General features: G+C 70.0%; 15 protein-coding genes and 1 riboswitch. Of the genes, 3 read left to right on the plus strand and 12 right to left on the minus strand.

Going from position 1 to position 14,855, the window contains the following annotated elements; genetic code table 11:
- Positions 1-4: 4 nt before the first annotated feature.
- The 11 genes from GGQ96_RS04080 to GGQ96_RS04130 all read right to left on the minus strand — a co-directional run bounded on the left by GGQ96_RS04080 (position 5) and on the right by GGQ96_RS04130 (position 11,424).
- Positions 5-790 carry an ABC transporter ATP-binding protein gene (locus GGQ96_RS04080; protein WP_184111725.1) on the minus strand — a complete coding sequence of 262 codons (786 nt, stop codon included), beginning with the start codon at positions 788-790 and terminating at the stop codon, positions 5-7.
- Entirely contained in the window at positions 781-1,749 is a 969-nt protein-coding gene (locus GGQ96_RS04085; RefSeq protein ID WP_184111726.1) for a FecCD family ABC transporter permease, read from the minus strand. Before GGQ96_RS04085 ends, GGQ96_RS04080 begins: the two co-directional genes overlap by 10 nt.
- Entirely contained in the window at positions 1,746-2,564 is an 819-nt protein-coding gene (locus GGQ96_RS04090) for an ABC transporter substrate-binding protein (RefSeq protein ID WP_343058916.1), read from the minus strand. The genes GGQ96_RS04085 and GGQ96_RS04090 overlap by 4 nt, the downstream gene beginning before the upstream one ends.
- A 205-nt stretch (positions 2,565-2,769) precedes the next feature.
- On the minus strand, positions 2,770-4,647 hold the full coding sequence (locus GGQ96_RS04095) for a TonB-dependent receptor domain-containing protein (protein WP_184111728.1): 1,878 nt from the start codon (positions 4,645-4,647) through the stop codon (positions 2,770-2,772).
- 107 nt (positions 4,648-4,754) lie between these two features.
- Positions 4,755-4,961: riboswitch (cobalamin riboswitch) on the minus strand.
- Between the two features lie 20 nt (positions 4,962-4,981).
- Positions 4,982-5,491, minus strand: coding sequence for a pantetheine-phosphate adenylyltransferase (gene coaD, locus GGQ96_RS04100; protein ID WP_184111729.1), 510 nt, complete (start codon positions 5,489-5,491; stop codon positions 4,982-4,984).
- Positions 5,488-6,387: a polyprenyl synthetase family protein gene (locus tag GGQ96_RS04105; RefSeq protein ID WP_184111730.1), complete on the minus strand. Its 900-nt coding sequence runs from the start codon at positions 6,385-6,387 to the stop codon at positions 5,488-5,490. Before GGQ96_RS04105 ends, coaD begins: the two co-directional genes overlap by 4 nt.
- A gap of 7 nt (positions 6,388-6,394) precedes the next feature.
- Positions 6,395-6,658, minus strand: coding sequence for an exodeoxyribonuclease VII small subunit (locus GGQ96_RS04110; protein WP_184111732.1), 264 nt, complete (start codon positions 6,656-6,658; stop codon positions 6,395-6,397).
- A gap of 54 nt (positions 6,659-6,712) precedes the next feature.
- Positions 6,713-6,895, minus strand: coding sequence for a hypothetical protein (locus GGQ96_RS04115; RefSeq protein ID WP_246360026.1), 183 nt, complete (start codon positions 6,893-6,895; stop codon positions 6,713-6,715).
- A gap of 68 nt (positions 6,896-6,963) precedes the next feature.
- Positions 6,964-8,667: a GGDEF domain-containing protein gene (locus tag GGQ96_RS04120; protein ID WP_184111736.1), complete on the minus strand. Its 1,704-nt coding sequence runs from the start codon at positions 8,665-8,667 to the stop codon at positions 6,964-6,966.
- Between the two features lie 100 nt (positions 8,668-8,767).
- Complete coding sequence (clpA, locus tag GGQ96_RS04125; RefSeq protein WP_184111738.1) at positions 8,768-11,086, minus strand: ATP-dependent Clp protease ATP-binding subunit ClpA; 2,319 nt, start codon at positions 11,084-11,086, stop codon at positions 8,768-8,770.
- A gap of 134 nt (positions 11,087-11,220) precedes the next feature.
- Positions 11,221-11,424, minus strand: coding sequence for a DUF1192 domain-containing protein (locus tag GGQ96_RS04130; RefSeq protein WP_184111740.1), 204 nt, complete (start codon positions 11,422-11,424; stop codon positions 11,221-11,223).
- A 74-nt stretch (positions 11,425-11,498) separates the two neighbouring features.
- Here GGQ96_RS04130 and GGQ96_RS04135 point away from each other — a divergent pair, with 74 nt between their 5' ends.
- Positions 11,499-12,503 (plus strand): NAD(P)H-quinone oxidoreductase, encoded by a 1,005-nt coding sequence (locus GGQ96_RS04135; protein ID WP_184111742.1) that lies wholly within the window; start codon positions 11,499-11,501, stop codon positions 12,501-12,503.
- A gap of 242 nt (positions 12,504-12,745) precedes the next feature.
- Here GGQ96_RS04135 and GGQ96_RS04140 read toward each other — a convergent pair whose 3' ends face one another.
- Complete coding sequence (locus tag GGQ96_RS04140; RefSeq protein WP_184111744.1) at positions 12,746-13,012, minus strand: hypothetical protein; 267 nt, start codon at positions 13,010-13,012, stop codon at positions 12,746-12,748.
- 184 nt (positions 13,013-13,196) lie between these two features.
- On the opposite strand from GGQ96_RS04140, the gene GGQ96_RS04145 reads away from it, so the two are divergent.
- Positions 13,197-13,877: a cell cycle transcriptional regulator TrcR gene (locus GGQ96_RS04145; RefSeq protein ID WP_184111745.1), complete on the plus strand. Its 681-nt coding sequence runs from the start codon at positions 13,197-13,199 to the stop codon at positions 13,875-13,877.
- Positions 13,878-13,960: 83 nt separating this feature from the next.
- A complete protein-coding gene (locus tag GGQ96_RS04150; RefSeq protein ID WP_184111747.1) occupies positions 13,961-14,827 on the plus strand; it encodes a dienelactone hydrolase family protein in 867 nt (288 codons plus the stop codon).
- Positions 14,828-14,855 lie beyond the last annotated feature (28 nt).

Consider the following 14,855-nt stretch of genomic DNA (forward strand, 5'->3'; position numbering starts at 1 on the left):
CGGTTCAGCCCTCCGATACAAGTCCGATCCGGCCGATCGGCACCGGCAGGCGACGGCCTGCCTTCTCGACCATCACGACGCGCACGCCAAAGGTTTCGGCCAGTCGCGCCGCCGTCAGGACGTCGCCGGCGAGACCGAAACCGGCGACCCGGCCCTGGTGGAGCAGCAGCACGTCGTCGGCCTCGCGTGCCGCCTGAACCAGGTCGTGCAGCACCACCACCACCCCCGCGCCCGACGCCGCCACGGCCCGCAGCCGGTCGAGCAGGTCGATCTGGTGCGCCGGGTCGAGGCTGGCGAGCGGTTCGTCCGCCAGCAGCCACTCCGGCGCGCCCGCCAGCACGCGCGCCAGCAGCACCCGCGCCCGCTCGCCGCCCGACAGCGTGCCGACCAGACGATCGGCGAAGGCCATGGTCCCGGTCGCCGCCATCGCCGCTGCGATCGCGGTGCGGTCCGCATCGGATTCGCCAAACGGGGCGCGGCGATGCGGCAGGCGGCCGAGCGCGACGATCTCAGCCACGCGCATGTTCCAGTGGACGGTCGCGTCCTGCGGCAGATAACCGATGCGGCGGGCGCGAGTCTCCGGCGAGAGCGACGCGACCGGGCGGTCGTCGAGCGCGACCCTGCCGTCATGCGCCAGCAGCGCGGCCATCGCCTTGACCAGGCTGCTCTTGCCCGCGCCGTTCGGCCCCAGGATCGCGGTGATGCGGCCCGGCTCCAGCCGCGCCGACACGTCCGCCAGCACGTGGCGGCCGCCAAGCGTCACGCCGACGGAATCGAGGATCAGTGCCATGCGTCATGCCTCGCGCGCAGCAGCAGCCACAGGAAGAAAGGCGCGCCGATCAGCGCCATGGCGACGCCCAGCCGCACCTCGCCCGCACCGGGGGCAAGCCGAACCAGGCTGTCGCCCGCGAGCAGCAGCGCCGCGCCGCCGAGACTCGCGGGCAGCAGCAGCGCGCCCGGCCGGTGGCCGAAAACAGGGCGCAGCAGGTGCGGCACGATCAACCCGACGAAACCGATCACCCCCGTCGCCGCCACGCCTGCGCCGATTGCCAGGCCGGTGCCGGCGACGACCAGCAGCCGCACGGCGCCGAGCCGCACGCCCAGCGACCGCGCCGCCGGCTCGCCCAGCGCCAAGGCATCCAGCGATCGGCCGGTCAGCGCCAGCAGCAGTGCGCCGAGCGCCATCGGCGGCAGCGCCAGCGCGACATCGGGCCAGCTCCGGTCGGTCAGCGCGCCCATCAGCCAGTCCATCGCCTCCGCCACCGCATAGGGGTTGGGCGCGACCGAGATGGTGAAGGCGGTGAGCGCCCCCGCCAGGCTCGCCAGCACCGTGCCCGCCAGCACGAAGGTGACGGTGGAATCGGAACGCCAGGTCAGCGCCGCGAGCAGCGCCATCGCGCCGCCGGCCGCCAGGATCGCGGCGGCGAACACCCCCACGCCGCTGGCGGAGGCGAAGACGATCGCGACCACCGCGCCCAGCGCCGCCGCCGCCGAGATGCCGACCACCCCCGGATCGGCGAGCGGATTGCGCAGATAGCCCTGGAGCACCGCCCCCGACAGGCCCAGCACCGCGCCCAGGCTGAGCGCCAGCACCGCGCGCGGCAAGCGCAGCTCGGCGACGATCCACCAGCGCGGATCGCCCGAGAACCAGGCCGACCATGGCACCACCGCCTTGCCGCAGGCCAGCGAGCCGCCGAACAGCAGCGCCACCAGCAGCGCGAGCGCGGCAAGGCGCATCGACTGGCTCATGGCACGTTCCTGCGGATCGCGGCGAGCCGGTCGAGCGCCGGCGGGATCGCGGGTCCGCCGCAATAGAGCAGCGCCGGGTCGATCCCCGCCGCCCTGGTCTTCGGCAACAACCGTTCGCGCAACCGCGCCAGCCGGTCGGTGTCGGGCGCGATCACCAGCTCGGGCGGATGCGCGACCAGGGTCTCGGCCGGCAGTCGCCCGGTGAAAGCCAGTCCATAACCGGCGGCGGCATTGGTCAGGCCGACATGCGTCATCAGTTCATCCAGCAACGTCCCGCCGCCATTGGCAAGATCGCCCGCGATATAGAGCAGCGCGCGGGGCCGCCGCGCATCGCGCGGCCGGGTGCGGCGCAGGGCCTGGTCGATGCCCTGGACGATCCGCTCGCCGGCGGGTCTGGCATCAACCGCGCCCGCCAGTTCGCGCACCTGTGCAGTGCTGGCGGCGATGCTGGCCGGGATGCCGAGATAGAGCGTCTTCAGCCCGGCGCGCGCCCAGGCGTCGCGCGTCGCGGGCGCGGTGAAGCTGGAGGCAACGACCAGATCGGGGCGGAGCGCGATCACCTCCTCCGCCGTCCCCGCCGTCGCGCGGAAGCGGCGCGCGAGGGCCAGCGGCATGGAGGAGGCGCCCGGCGTCTGCGAATAATGGCTGACCGCGGCGATGCGGGTCGCCGGCACCATCTCCACCAGCATCGCGTCCGCGCACGGATTGGTCGACACGATGCCCCCGCCCCCCTGCGGCGGCCGCGCGCAGCCGGCGAGCAGGACGGGCCACAAAAGGGCAAGGAGCAGCGCGCGGCTAGGAGACGCCGGCGTCACGAAACCGCCCTCCTTCGTCCATGGCGGCGATGCCAAGGTCCACCATACCACCCCGGCGCAGGCCGGGGTCCAGTCGGGGGACGCTTGCAGATCATCAGGATCGTTCCGTAACGGGACCCCGGCCTTCGCCGGGGTGGTGCAAGGTTTCGGGCGATAGGGAGGCTTCCGCAAGGACGGCGCCGGGCCAGGACGGCCGTAGCGAACCTCAGTCCAGCGCCACGCGGATGCCGCCATAGGCGGCGCGGCCATAGGTGCCATAACCGGCGATGACCCGGTAATCCGCGTCGAACAGGTTGTCGACGCGGCCATAGACCGACAGCCGGTCGCCGATCGGCAGTTCCGCGCGCAGGCTGGCCAGCGCATAGCCGTCGAGCCGGACGCTATTGGCCGCATCGTCATAGCTGTCGCCGACCATCTGCACCGTGCCGCCGACCGACAGGCCGAAGGGCAGGCGATAGTCGACATTGACCGCCGCCGTCTCCTGGGGCCGGCGCGCGAGGTCGAGGTCGAAGGCCGCGCCCGGCGTCCGGTTGCGGCTGTCGATGTACGAGACGTTGCCCGACACGGTCAGCGCATCGACCGGGCGCAGCGCGATCGCAAATTCGATCCCTTGCGCGCGGGTGCGCTGGATATTGTCGTAGCGGCCGAAGGGATAGTCGGCGCATTCGGCGGCATCGGCGCAGTTGCGGAAGCTGATCTGGTTGCGGGTGTCGCGGTGGAACCAGGTCGCGCCGATCCGCATCCGGCCGCCGACCAGCGCCTGTTCGACGCCCAGGTCGTAGTTGCGCGCCGTCTCCGGCCGCAACGCCTCGTTCCCATAGGCGCTGTAGAGCTGGTAGAGCGTCGGCGCCTTGAACCCCTCGCCATAGCTGGCGCGCAGCGTCGTGCCGGTGGCGAGCGCCAGCGCCGCGTCCGCGCCAAAGGTGGTGCGGCCACCGAAGCGCTGGTGATCGTCATGCCGCACGCCGCCGGTGATGGTCAGCGCGCGGATCGGCTGAACGATCGCCTGCCCATAGACGCTGGTGATGCCGACCGAACGTTTGAGGAAGCCATCGTCGTAGCGGCTGGTCTCGTGCTCGACGCCGCCGACCAGGCGGACCGGTCCGGCGGCGCGGAGATCGCCCTGATATTCGTAGCGTTCCGACCGGCCCCGGCCGATGAAGCTGGGATCGGTGCCGAAGGCGGGCTCGTAATTGTCGCGGTTGATGTCGGCGATGGTGAAGGCGACGCGGTTGCGGAAGCGGCCGTCCAGCAGGTTCGCATGGACGCCGGCATAGCCATAGACCTCCTGCGTCTTCGCGTAATCGGCGGTATCGGCCAGCACGTAATCGGGCGCCGGGAAGCCATCCAGCCCCACCCGGCTGTGCGCATACCAGCCCGCCAGATCGATGCCGATCGCGTCGGTCAGCGCCAGCGTCGCACGGCCGTTCGCGCCATATTGGCGATAGCCGTCGCGCTCGCGGCCATCGGCGGCGGCGGAGATGCCGTCGCTGTCCAGATAGCCGCCGGTCAGCGACAGGGCGAGCGGCCCGGTGCCGCCCGATACGCCGGCGCTGGCGAAGGCGCTGTTGGCATAGCCATATTCGGCGCGCGCACGGGCGCGGAACCGGTCGGTCGGCGCCTGGGTGATGATGTTGACGACGCCGCCGATCGCCTGGCTGCCCCAGGGCACCGAATTCGGGCCGCGCAGCACCTCGATCCGCTCGATCGACGAAGACAGGAGGTTGGCGAAATCGAAGCCGCCGCCGGGCGACGAGGGATCATTGACGCGCACGCCGTCGATCACGACCAGGGTCTGCTCGGCTTCCGCGCCGCGGATGCGCAGGCTGGTCAAGCTGCCCAGGCCGCCATTGCGGGTGACGGTCACGCCCGGCGTGGTCGACAGCAGGTCGGCGATCGACACGGTCTGTCGCGCCTCGATCTCGGCACGGTCGATGACGGTCATCGCCTGCCCGACCTCGTCCAGCTTCTGGGGCGCGCGGGCGGCGGTGACGACGATCTGGTCGTCCTCCCCCGCAGCCGCCTGCGCCAGCGCAGGAGCGGCGATGGCGAGCGCCAGGATGGAAACGGTGACCTTGAACACGGACGAAATCCCCCTCTCGGCGGCGTCCGCACCATTGCGCACGCGTCGCCGCGCGTCGTTCGCTCGAGGAACCTCGCCTCGTCCGCCCCGGTGCTCCCGCCGGCGCGATGGATCGACCGTGACGGGCAGGTCTCCTGGCTTCCGGGTCGCCGCGGCTCGCCCCGCCTTCCCGGACCTCGTTCTGGTCCAGTGGCGCGAAGGGGCGGCCGCTCGCCGGTCACAGTTGCGGGGACAGCGCCGGGATCGTGGACGCACCACTCACCGGCTTCCCTTTTGATCCCCGGTCAGGGGGAACCCGTCACGGCGGCGCGGTTAGCCGCCGCTGCGGGCCCGGTCAATCGGCGCGGCGGCCGCGCCCCGTCTCGGTGACCCGCGCGACCAGTTCCGCGCAGACCGACGGCGTGACGAACTTCGACACGTCGCCGCCGAACAGCGCGATCTCCTTGACCAGCCGAGACGCGATCGGTTGCAGCGCGACATCGGCCATCAGGAAGACGGTCTCGACATGGCGGTTGAGCTGCTGATTCATGCCCGCCATCTGATATTCATATTCGAAATCGGCGACCGCGCGCAGGCCGCGCACGATCATGCTCGCCCCTTCGCGGGTGGCGAAGTCCATCAGCAGCGAATCGAACGGCACCACGTCGATCGCGCCGCCGATCGTCGCCACCTCGCGCCGCACCGTCGCCATCCGCTCGTCCAGCGAGAACATCGGCGACTTGGACGCATTGGTCGTAACGCCCACCACCAGCCGGTCGACCAGCTTCGCGCCGCGCCGGATGATGTCCATATGGCCCAGCGTGATCGGATCGAAGGTGCCGGGATAGACGCCGATCCGGCTCACCGGTCGCGCTCCACCACATAGCGGGCGATGGCGCGCAGCAGATCCGCCTCCGGACCATAGCCGCGCAGATGCTGCACGGCCTGGTCGACCAGCATCGTGCACTGCGCGCGCGCGCGGTCGACGCCAAGCAGTGAGAGGAACGTCTCCTTGCCCGCCTCGCCGTCCTTGCGCAGCTTCTTGCCGGCCAGCGCCTCGTCGCCCTCGGCATCAAGCAGGTCGTCAGCGATCTGGAAGGCGAGGCCCAGGTCGTGCGCATAGCCGCGCAGATGCACCCGCCCCTCCGGCGGCACCCGCCCCAGGATAGCGCCCGCCTCCACCGCCGCGCCGATCAGCGCGCCGGTCTTCATCTGCTGGAGCCGGGTGACGGTGCCGAGGTCGAACCGCGCCTTCTCCGCCTCCAAGTCCATCATCTGCCCGCCCGCCATGCCGGACGGGCCGGCGGCGCGCGCCAGGTCGAGCACCAGTTCGGAGCGCACGAAAGGATCGGGATGCGTCCCGGGATCGGCCAGCACCTCGAAGGCCAGCGCATGGAGGCAGTCACCGGCCAGGATCGCCGTCGCTTCGCCATACACCTTGTGCGCGGTCGGCTTGCCCCGGCGCATGTCATCGTCGTCCATCGCGGGCAGATCGTCATGGATCAGCGAATAGACATGGATCGCCTCGATGGCGGTGCCGACCAGCGCGGCGCAGGCGCGGTCGACGCCGAACAGGTCGGCGGTTGCGATGGTCAGCAGCGGGCGCAGCCGCTTGCCGCCGCCGATCGCGGCATGGCGCATGCAGGCATAGAGATTGGCGCGGGGATCGTCGGGGATGGCGAGCAGCGTGTCGAAGCGGGCATCGACCGCCTCGGCGACCAGCGCGATCGCGTCCGGCAGCGACGCGGGCAGAGCGGGCATCGGCGCCTCAGCCCGCGGCAAAGGGGCGCGTGCCGGCGGGCTTGCCGTCCGCATCCAGCCAGATCGCCTCGATCCGCGCCTGCGCCGCGTCGAGACGCTCGGCGCAGCGGGCGCGCAGCCGGTCGCCGCGCTCGTACAGGCGGATCGATTCGTCCAGCGTCGCGTCGCCGCTCTCCAGCCGGCCGACGATCCGCTCCAGTTCCTTCAGCGCGGCTTCGAACGACAGGTCCTCGACCGGCGTTTCGGGGGCGGATGGGGCGGGTGTGTCCATGACTGTTCCTATGCGGCACGGACCTGATGCAGGCAAGACTTGGCGCGGCCCCGCTTATCCGGCCGGCCGGGCGGTCCAGGTATAGAGCAGGCGGACGCCGACCAGCCCCACTTCGATCGCCGCCTGAAAGCGGCGCGGCGCGGGATCGCCCGTCTGGTGGGTCAGGACGCGGATATCGGCGGTCGGATGCCGCGCCGCCATCGCCAGGGTCGCGCCGGCCGCGACCATCGCCAACATTATCCGTCGATTGCGCATCATCATCCCCCCGCCGGGAGGCTAGGCCAGGGCGGGACCGCCGGCAAGCGTCATGCCACCGCCACCAGCGGCGCCCCGACCTGTACCCGGTCGCGTCCTGCCGCCTTGGCCTCGTACAGCGCGCGATCGGCGGTGCGGTACATGGCCTGCCAGGCACGCTCGCTGACCATCGGGCCGGTGCAGGCGCCCAGGCTGCACGTCACGCTCAGGTCGAAAGGCATGCGGACCTCGCGCAGCGCGCGGTGGATCGCCGCCGGGCTCATCGCCGCGGGCATCGGCAGCAGCAGCGCGAACTCCTCGCCCCCCAGCCGCGCCACCAGCGCATCGGCCGGCGCGACCATCCGCAGCGCCTGCGCGAAGCCGCGCAGCACCTCGTCGCCGCTGTCATGCCCGACCTGGTCGTTGATCGCCTTGAAATGATCGATATCGACCAGCAGCAGCATCTGGTCGGCCTCCCGCCCGATCGCCCGAGCCAGAAACGCGCGGCGGTTGAGCAGGCCGGTCAGCGGATCGACATCGGCCAGCAACCGGGCGGCGATCTCCTCGGCGCGCGCCTCGTCGCGTTCGCGGCCCAGCCGGTGGATGCGCCAGACGATGCCGATCGCGGCGACCAGCGCCTCGATCGTCATCATCCCGATCGTCACCAGGTCGAACACGTTGCCGCCGCGCATCAGGCCGAACGACACCATGATGCGCAGCCCGACCAGCAGGATCGGCATCCCCCAGGCGGCGGCGAACAGCGTCAGCCCCAGTTGCCGCTGCGCGGTGGCGCGCAGGACCACGATCGGGACCATCGCCATCACCAGCATGTAGAGGCAGCTGTCGATATCGTCGAGCATGGTCGCCCGGTGCGGCGGCATCAGCAGGATCGCGCCGGTGCTCAGGATCAGCGCGGCGATCGCGGCATTGCTCACCCGGCGCAGCCCGCGCGTGAAGACGGTGGACGGGAAGAAGCTGCGCCCGAACAGCAGCACCAGGATCGTGCCGGCGGCGAACAGCAGCGTTGCGGCCCGCTGGCGCAGATGCACGTCCAGATCGGGCCAGAGCATCGTCATCGCGCCAGACGACACGAACAGGAAGGCGAGCGACACGGCGACCATGCCGACATAGACCAGCAGGAAGCGCTGGCGCAGCGCCACATAGAGCGCCAGATGCCCGACGATCAGCGCCAGCGCGATGCCTGCGCAAAGCGCATAGGCGATCGTCAGCCCCAGAGTCCGCCGCTCCAGCGTCGCCGTGTCCAGCACCTCCGCGCCCGGCATCACGCCGCGGACATTGGTCAACTGGCGGACGCGCCACAACAGGCGGACGGGGGCCGCGTCCCGCACCGGGATCGGCAGCAGATAGCGGCCGCCGACGCCCAGGAAGCGCGGCGCGGTGCGATGGGTGAAGCCGACCCGCCGGATCGCGCCATCGGCATAGCGGATATACAGCGCAACCGAGACCGACCAGTTGCTGGCGAAGCGGGCGACATAGGCCTGATCCGCCCGGGTCCGCAGCGGCGGCGATATCAGCCAGACCGTGCCGACCGGGAAGCTTCGCTGGCCCCTATGGCAGTCGAACCGGTCGGCCGAAGCAAAGATCGCCCGCGCCCGGTCGCCGGGATGCGCCACCATGATGCAGGGGCGGAACTGCCGTCCGGAATCGGCGCGCGCCGGCAGGACCAGGCCGGCGCCGATCGCCAGGACCGCGAGCAGGACGATGGTTCGAAGGAGCGATGCGCCGTCGAGACGTCGGAACGAGGCTAACACCATATCCAACATCTATCGCAGATAATGCGGCCAAGGGATATTGGAGGATGGATGATCCTATAGAAACATCCCATCCTCCCATCACCCGCCGGTCCTCCGGGCTTTATTCGGCCCCGACCGGCTCGGTCTTGCCACCCTTGCGACGCGGCTTGCGCGGCGCGGCCGGCTCGATGCCGAAGGACAGCGCGCCGTCCTTCATCCGCACCGTCACCTCGCCGCCATGGACCAGCTTGCCGAACAGCAGTTCCTCGGCGAGCGGCTGCTTGATCTTCTCCTGGATCAGGCGGCCCATCGGCCGGGCGCCATAGAGCTTGTCATAGCCCTTCTCGGTCAGCCAGCTCTTCGCGGCGTCGTCCAGGTTGATGTGGACGTTGCGATCGGCGAGCTGGAGTTCGAGCTGGAGGATGAACTTGTCGACGACGCGCGCCACCACCTCGGTCGGCAGATAGCCGAACGGAACGATCGCATCGAGCCGGTTGCGGAATTCCGGCGAGAACATCTTTTGCACCGCCTGCTCGTCCTCGCCTTCGCGGGTGAGCATTCCGAAGCCCAGCGTCTCGCGCGCCATGTCCGCCGCGCCCGCATTGGTCGTCATGATCAGGATGACGTTGCGGAAATCGACGGTCTTGCCATGCTGGTCGGTCAGGCGACCATTATCCATGACCTGCAACAGGATGTTGAACAGGTCGGGATGCGCCTTCTCGATCTCGTCGAGCAGCAGCACGCAATGCGGGTTCTGGTCGACCGCATCGGTCAGCAGGCCGCCCTGGTCGAAGCCGACATAGCCCGGGGGCGCACCGATCAGCCGGCTGACCGAATGCCGCTCCATATATTCGGACATGTCGAACCGCTGCAGGGGGATGCCCATGATGGTCGACAGCTGCTTGGCCACCTCGGTCTTGCCCACGCCGGTCGGGCCGGTGAACAGATAGTTGCCGATCGGCTTCTCCGGATCGCGCAGGCCGGCCCGCGACAGCTTGATCGCGGCCGCCAGCTTCTCAATCGCAGAATTCTGGCCGAACACCACCCGCTTCAGGTCGGTCTCGAGCGATTCCAGCGCCTTCTTGTCGTCGGTGCTGACGCTCTTGGGCGGGATGCGCGCCATGGTGGCGATCACCGCCTCGATCTCGCGCGCGGTGATCGTCTTCTTGCGCTTGGCGGCGGGCACCAGCATCTGCATCGCGCCGACCTCGTCGATCACGTCGATCGCCTTGTCGGGCAGCTTGCGGTCGTTGATGTAGCGCGCCGACAGTTCCACCGCCGACTTGATCGCGTCGGGCGTGTACTTGACCGAATGATGCTCCTCGAAGGCCGAGCGCAGGCCGGCCAGGATCTTGATCGTGTCCTCGATCGTCGGCTCGTTCACGTCGATCTTCTGGAATCGGCGGAGCAGCGCGCGATCCTTTTCGAAGTGGTTGCGGAATTCCTTGTAGGTGGTGGAGCCGATGCAGCGGATCGTGCCGCCCGACAGGGCGGGCTTCAGCAGGTTCGACGCGTCCATCGCGCCGCCGCTGGTCGCGCCCGCGCCGATCACCGTATGGATCTCGTCGATGAACAGCACGGCGTGCGGCAGCTTCTCCAGCTCGTTCACGACCGCCTTCAGCCGCTCCTCGAAATCGCCGCGATAGCGGGTGCCGGCGAGCAGTGCGCCCATATCGAGCGAATAGATCACCGCCTCGCGCAGCACGTCGGGCACCTCGCCCTCGACGATCTTGCGCGCCAGCCCTTCCGCGATGGCGGTCTTGCCGACGCCGGGATCACCGACATAGAGCGGGTTGTTCTTCGAGCGGCGGCACAGGATCTGGATCGTGCGATCCACCTCCGGCCCACGACCGATCAGCGGATCGACCTTCCCACCCTTCGCCTTCTCGTTGAGATCGACGGTGAACTGCTTCAGCGCGCTTTCCGTCTTGCCCTTCTCCTGTCCCTTGGCGGGTTTCTCCTCCTCGGCGCCCTTGGGCGTGGAGGCCTCCGCCGCGGCGCTGCCCTTGCCGACGCCGTGGCTGATGAAGCTGACCGCATCCAGGCGGCTCATGTCCTGCTGCTGCAGGAAATAGACGGCATAGGATTCGCGTTCGCTGAACAGGGCGACCAGCACGTTGGCGCCCGTCACCTCGTCGCGCCCCGACGACTGGACGTGCAGGATCGCGCGCTGCACCACCCGCTGGAAGCCGCTGGTCGGGGACGGGTCGGTGGCGGCGTCGACCTTGAGCGCGTCCAGCTCGGTGTCGAGATAATGGGCGACCGTGGTCTTCAGCTCGCCCAGGTCGACATGGCACGCGGTCATCACCTTGGACCCGTGTTCGTCGTCGATCAGCGCGAGGAGCAGATGCTCCAGCGTCGCATATTCGTGACGGCGCGAGGAGGCGGCCTCAAGCGCCTTGTGCAGCGTGGTCTCAAGCGCGGGGGCGAAGGATGGCATTCAGGATACTCCGTGCGGGCCATGTGGCGACACGACCCGGTCCCAACCTATGTCGTGTCGGTACCCCGCCGCATCAAGCGGTGCCGAAACGCTCCTGCCGATCGCGTGTTGCGGGACAGGAGCCACAACGCGTCTCACCGGAATAGCGCATCCGCACTTGCGCGATGGTTAACGGCATGGGTGATTCGGGCGCGGCACCGGGCGATCTCGCCCTCCAGCGCGGTGATGCGCGATTCCAGCTCGGCGACAGACAGCGAGTCGATATCCTCGCGGACCAGCGCGTCGACCCGGTCGCCGGGGCGCGGGCCAAGGTCGGGCAGAGAGTCGTCGAACTCCATGGCCTGCAGCGTTGACCGGACCCGCGCCGCTGTCAATAAGGCGCGTCCCCGACCTTCTTGCAGGATGCGACCGAATGAGCGCCCTTCCCGACGTCATGCGGTGCATCGATCCAGATACGGCTGGCGGACCAGAGGTGCTGCGCATCGTCGAACGGCCGGTGCCGGTGGCGGGGCCGGGTGAGGTGCTGGTCCGAGTCGCGGCGGCCGGGGTCAACCGGCCCGACGTGATGCAGCGCCAGGGCAAATACCCGCCGCCGCCGGGCGCGCCGAGCATTCCGGGGCTGGAGGTCTCGGGCACCATCGTCGCGGTCGGGCCGGATACCGACGGCGCGATCGAAGGCCAGCCGGTCTGCGCGCTGATCGCGGGTGGCGGCTATGCCGAATATGTCGCGGTGCCGTTCGGGCAATGCCTGCCGGTGCCCGAAGCGCTGTCGATGGTCGAGGCGGCGGCGATTCCCGAGACTTTGTTCACCGTGTGGACCAACCTGTTCGAGCGTGGCTATGCCGACGAAGGCGACACGGTGCTGGTCCATGGCGGCACCAGCGGCATCGGCACGATGGCGATCCTGCTCGGGCGAGTGTTCGGCCTGACCGTGATCGTCACCGCCGGCAGCGCGGCGAAATGCGCCGCCGCCCTCCAATTGGGCGCGGCGCATGCGATCGATTACCGCACGGAGGATTTCGTCGAGCGGGTGAAGGCGATCACCGACGGGCGCGGCGTCGCGGTGGTGCTGGACATGGTCGGCGGCGATTACGTGCCGCGCAATCTGAAGTGCCTGGCCGAGGACGGCCGCCATGTCTCGATCGCGGTGCAGCGCGGCGCGGAGGCGACCGTGCCGCTGTTCGAGATCATGCGCCGCCGCCTGACGCTGACCGGATCGACGCTGCGCGCCCGCGACGCCGAGTTCAAGGCGATGGTGGCCGACGAACTGGCGCGTCACGTCTGGCCGCATGTCGAAGCGGGCGCGCTGAAGCCCGTGATCGACCGCAGCTTCCCGCTCGCCGAGGCGGCCGAGGCGCATCGCCGGATGGAGGGCGGCGACCATGTCGGCAAGATCGTGCTGATCGTCGGCGAATAAGGCGGACCGGCGCTCGGCGCTCCCGCCTCTTGGAACGGATCGTCACGAACCGCATCGCACCGTTCCAGCGACGGCGGGACCTTTGCGCGATCCACCATGCCGCTCGGGCCAGGGCCGGGCCGTTGCGAGACCCTTTCACCACCGTCGGCCTCCGCCGGGATGGCGTGTCCGGGCGCGGGCGGCCGGATTTTGCGATGCCCCTTCGGATCGGGAGCGGCCTTGTGGCCCCGATCGCCAGCCCGCTAATTGCTGTCGGCCGCGTCCTTGCTGCCGCCGGCGGTGGCGAGCAGCACCCCCATGCCGATCGCCGCGACCAGGCCCAGGTTGATGATCGCGCCCGACGCCGCGCCATGGCCGGCGCGGCTCGCCCGATGGGCCGGCGCGACCGCCCGCCCGCTGACGGGCGCGAGCGACAGCCGGGCGGCCGGTGCGCGCTCCGCCGCCAGCGTCGGCGCCGCCATCAGCCCCGTGGCCGCGATCAGCGCGGCGATGCCTGCCATGTTTCCCATGAACGTCCCCCTGGTGATCGTCACAGGGTCGCGGCGGAACTGATCCATGTCAATCATCGCGGTGGCCGGGCGTGTTTCACCGCGACACATGCCTTGCCCCGCGGCCGCGATGCCATTAGATGCTGGGGATCATGCGGCCGCTCCGGAAAGGGGCGGCCCTTTTATTTTCTACGGAGTTCACCCCGTGGCCCAGCCGCTGATGCCCCATGCGACCGCTTCCTGGCTGGTCGACAACACCGCGCTCTCCTTCGAGCAGATCGCCACCTTCTGCGGCCTGCACATCCTGGAGGTGCAGGCGATCGCCGACGACACCGCCGCGACGAAGCTGACCGGCCGCGACCCCGTCCGCGCGCACGAACTGACCCAGGACGAGATCGACAAGGGCCAGGCCAATCCCAACTATCAGTTGAAGATGACCAAGGGCCCGGAGCAGGTCCGCCGCACCAAGGGGCCGCGCTACACGCCCGTGTCGAAGCGCCAGGACAAGCCCGACGGCATCGCCTGGATCATCCGCAACCATCCGGAAATCTCGGACGGCGCGATCAGCAACCTGATCGGCACCACCCGCACCACCATCGCCGCGATCCGCGATCGCAGCCATTGGAACATCGCCAACATCACCCCCAAGGACCCGGTGACCCTGGGCCTGACCACCCAGCGCGAGCTGGACGCGGCGGTGGCCAAGGCGGGCAAGGCTGCGGGCGCGGACGGCCAGCCGACCGACAACCGGCTGGAGGGCGATCGCGAGGCGCTGATCGCGCAGCTCCAGGCCGAGCGGACGCAGCAGTCGCGCGACGCCGATTCCGCGCTGCACGGCGACGATCCGGCGGCGCAGGCGCGCGCGCTGTTCGACGACCGCCACTGATCGCCGGCTGACCGGCCAGGCTTCGCGACTGACAGCCGGTTTCGAATGGGTTAGCCTCTCCCGATCGATACGGGAGAGGCTGGATGACCGAGATTCGCGATCGCGCCGTGGCGCTGTACGACGCCTTCACGCACGAGCATCACGACCGCCGCCGCCTCTTGAAGCAGATGACGCTGCTCGCCGGCTCCGCCGCCGCGGCGGAGGCGCTGATCGCCGGGCTGGCCGCCTCTCCCGCCGCCGCCGCGCTGACCGACGCGGCCGACCCGCGCCTGTCCGTCACCACCACGCAGGCACGCTATGCGGGCCAGCCGCTCACCCTCTATCGCGCGATGCTGCGTACGCCCCGCGCCGGCGGCGGCGTGGTGCTGGTGATCCACGAGAATCGCGGCCTCACCCCGCATATCCGCGACGTGACGCGCCGGCTGGCGCTGGCCGGCTTCGTCGCGATCGCCCCCGACTTCCTTTCCGCGCAGGGCGGCACGCCGGGCGACGAGGATGCGGCACGGACGCTGATCGGCCAGGCCGATTACGACCTGCTCCTGGCCCAGGCGGTGGCGCTGATCGAGGCGGAGGCCATGGGCGGCGCGAAGGTGGGAGCGGTCGGCTTCTGCTGGGGCGGTGCCTTCGTCAACCGGCTGGCGCTGGTGGCAGGCGCGCGGCTCAAGGCCGGCGTCGCCTATTACGGCCCGGCCCCCAGCCCCGCCGAGGCCGCCCAAATCCAGACGCCGTTGCTGCTCCATTATGCCGGCAAGGACGCGCGCGTCGCGCAGACCGGCACGCCTTGGGTCACCGCGCTCAAGCTGGCGAACAAGCCGGTCCAGGCCTTCGTCTATCCGGGCGTCGACCATGCCTTCAACAACGACAGCTCGGCCGAGCGGTACGACAGGGCCGCCGCGACCCTGGCCTGGGATCGCACCCTCGCCTTCCTCCACGCCCGGCTTGACCGATAGGCGCGAATGTTCTTTCTTCGTTCGCGTC

It is taken from the genome of Sphingomonas abaci, assembly GCF_014199625.1.
Lineage (GTDB): Bacteria > Pseudomonadota > Alphaproteobacteria > Sphingomonadales > Sphingomonadaceae > Sphingomonas > Sphingomonas abaci.

Bases quoted from the DNA above. Each gene is read 5' to 3' on its own strand.
- GGQ96_RS04080 (WP_184111725.1), bottom strand. From the start codon at position 790: ATGGCACTGATCCTCGATTCCGTCGGCGTGACGCTTGGCGGCCGCCAC.
- GGQ96_RS04085 (WP_184111726.1), bottom strand. From the start codon at position 1,749: ATGAGCCAGTCGATGCGCCTTGCCGCGCTCGCGCTGCTGGTGGCGCTG.
- GGQ96_RS04105 (WP_184111730.1), bottom strand. From the start codon at position 6,387: ATGCCCGCTCTGCCCGCGTCGCTGCCGGACGCGATCGCGCTGGTCGCC.
- GGQ96_RS04110 (WP_184111732.1), bottom strand. From the start codon at position 6,658: ATGGACACACCCGCCCCATCCGCCCCCGAAACGCCGGTCGAGGACCTG.
- GGQ96_RS04115 (WP_246360026.1), bottom strand. From the start codon at position 6,895: ATGTTGGCGATGGTCGCGGCCGGCGCGACCCTGGCGATGGCGGCGCGG.
- GGQ96_RS04120 (WP_184111736.1), bottom strand. From the start codon at position 8,667: ATGGTGTTAGCCTCGTTCCGACGTCTCGACGGCGCATCGCTCCTTCGA.
- clpA (WP_184111738.1), bottom strand. From the start codon at position 11,086: ATGCCATCCTTCGCCCCCGCGCTTGAGACCACGCTGCACAAGGCGCTT.
- GGQ96_RS04130 (WP_184111740.1), bottom strand. From the start codon at position 11,424: ATGGAGTTCGACGACTCTCTGCCCGACCTTGGCCCGCGCCCCGGCGAC.
- GGQ96_RS04135 (WP_184111742.1), top strand. From the start codon at position 11,499: ATGAGCGCCCTTCCCGACGTCATGCGGTGCATCGATCCAGATACGGCT.
- GGQ96_RS04140 (WP_184111744.1), bottom strand. From the start codon at position 13,012: ATGGGAAACATGGCAGGCATCGCCGCGCTGATCGCGGCCACGGGGCTG.
- GGQ96_RS04150 (WP_184111747.1), top strand. From the start codon at position 13,961: ATGACCGAGATTCGCGATCGCGCCGTGGCGCTGTACGACGCCTTCACG.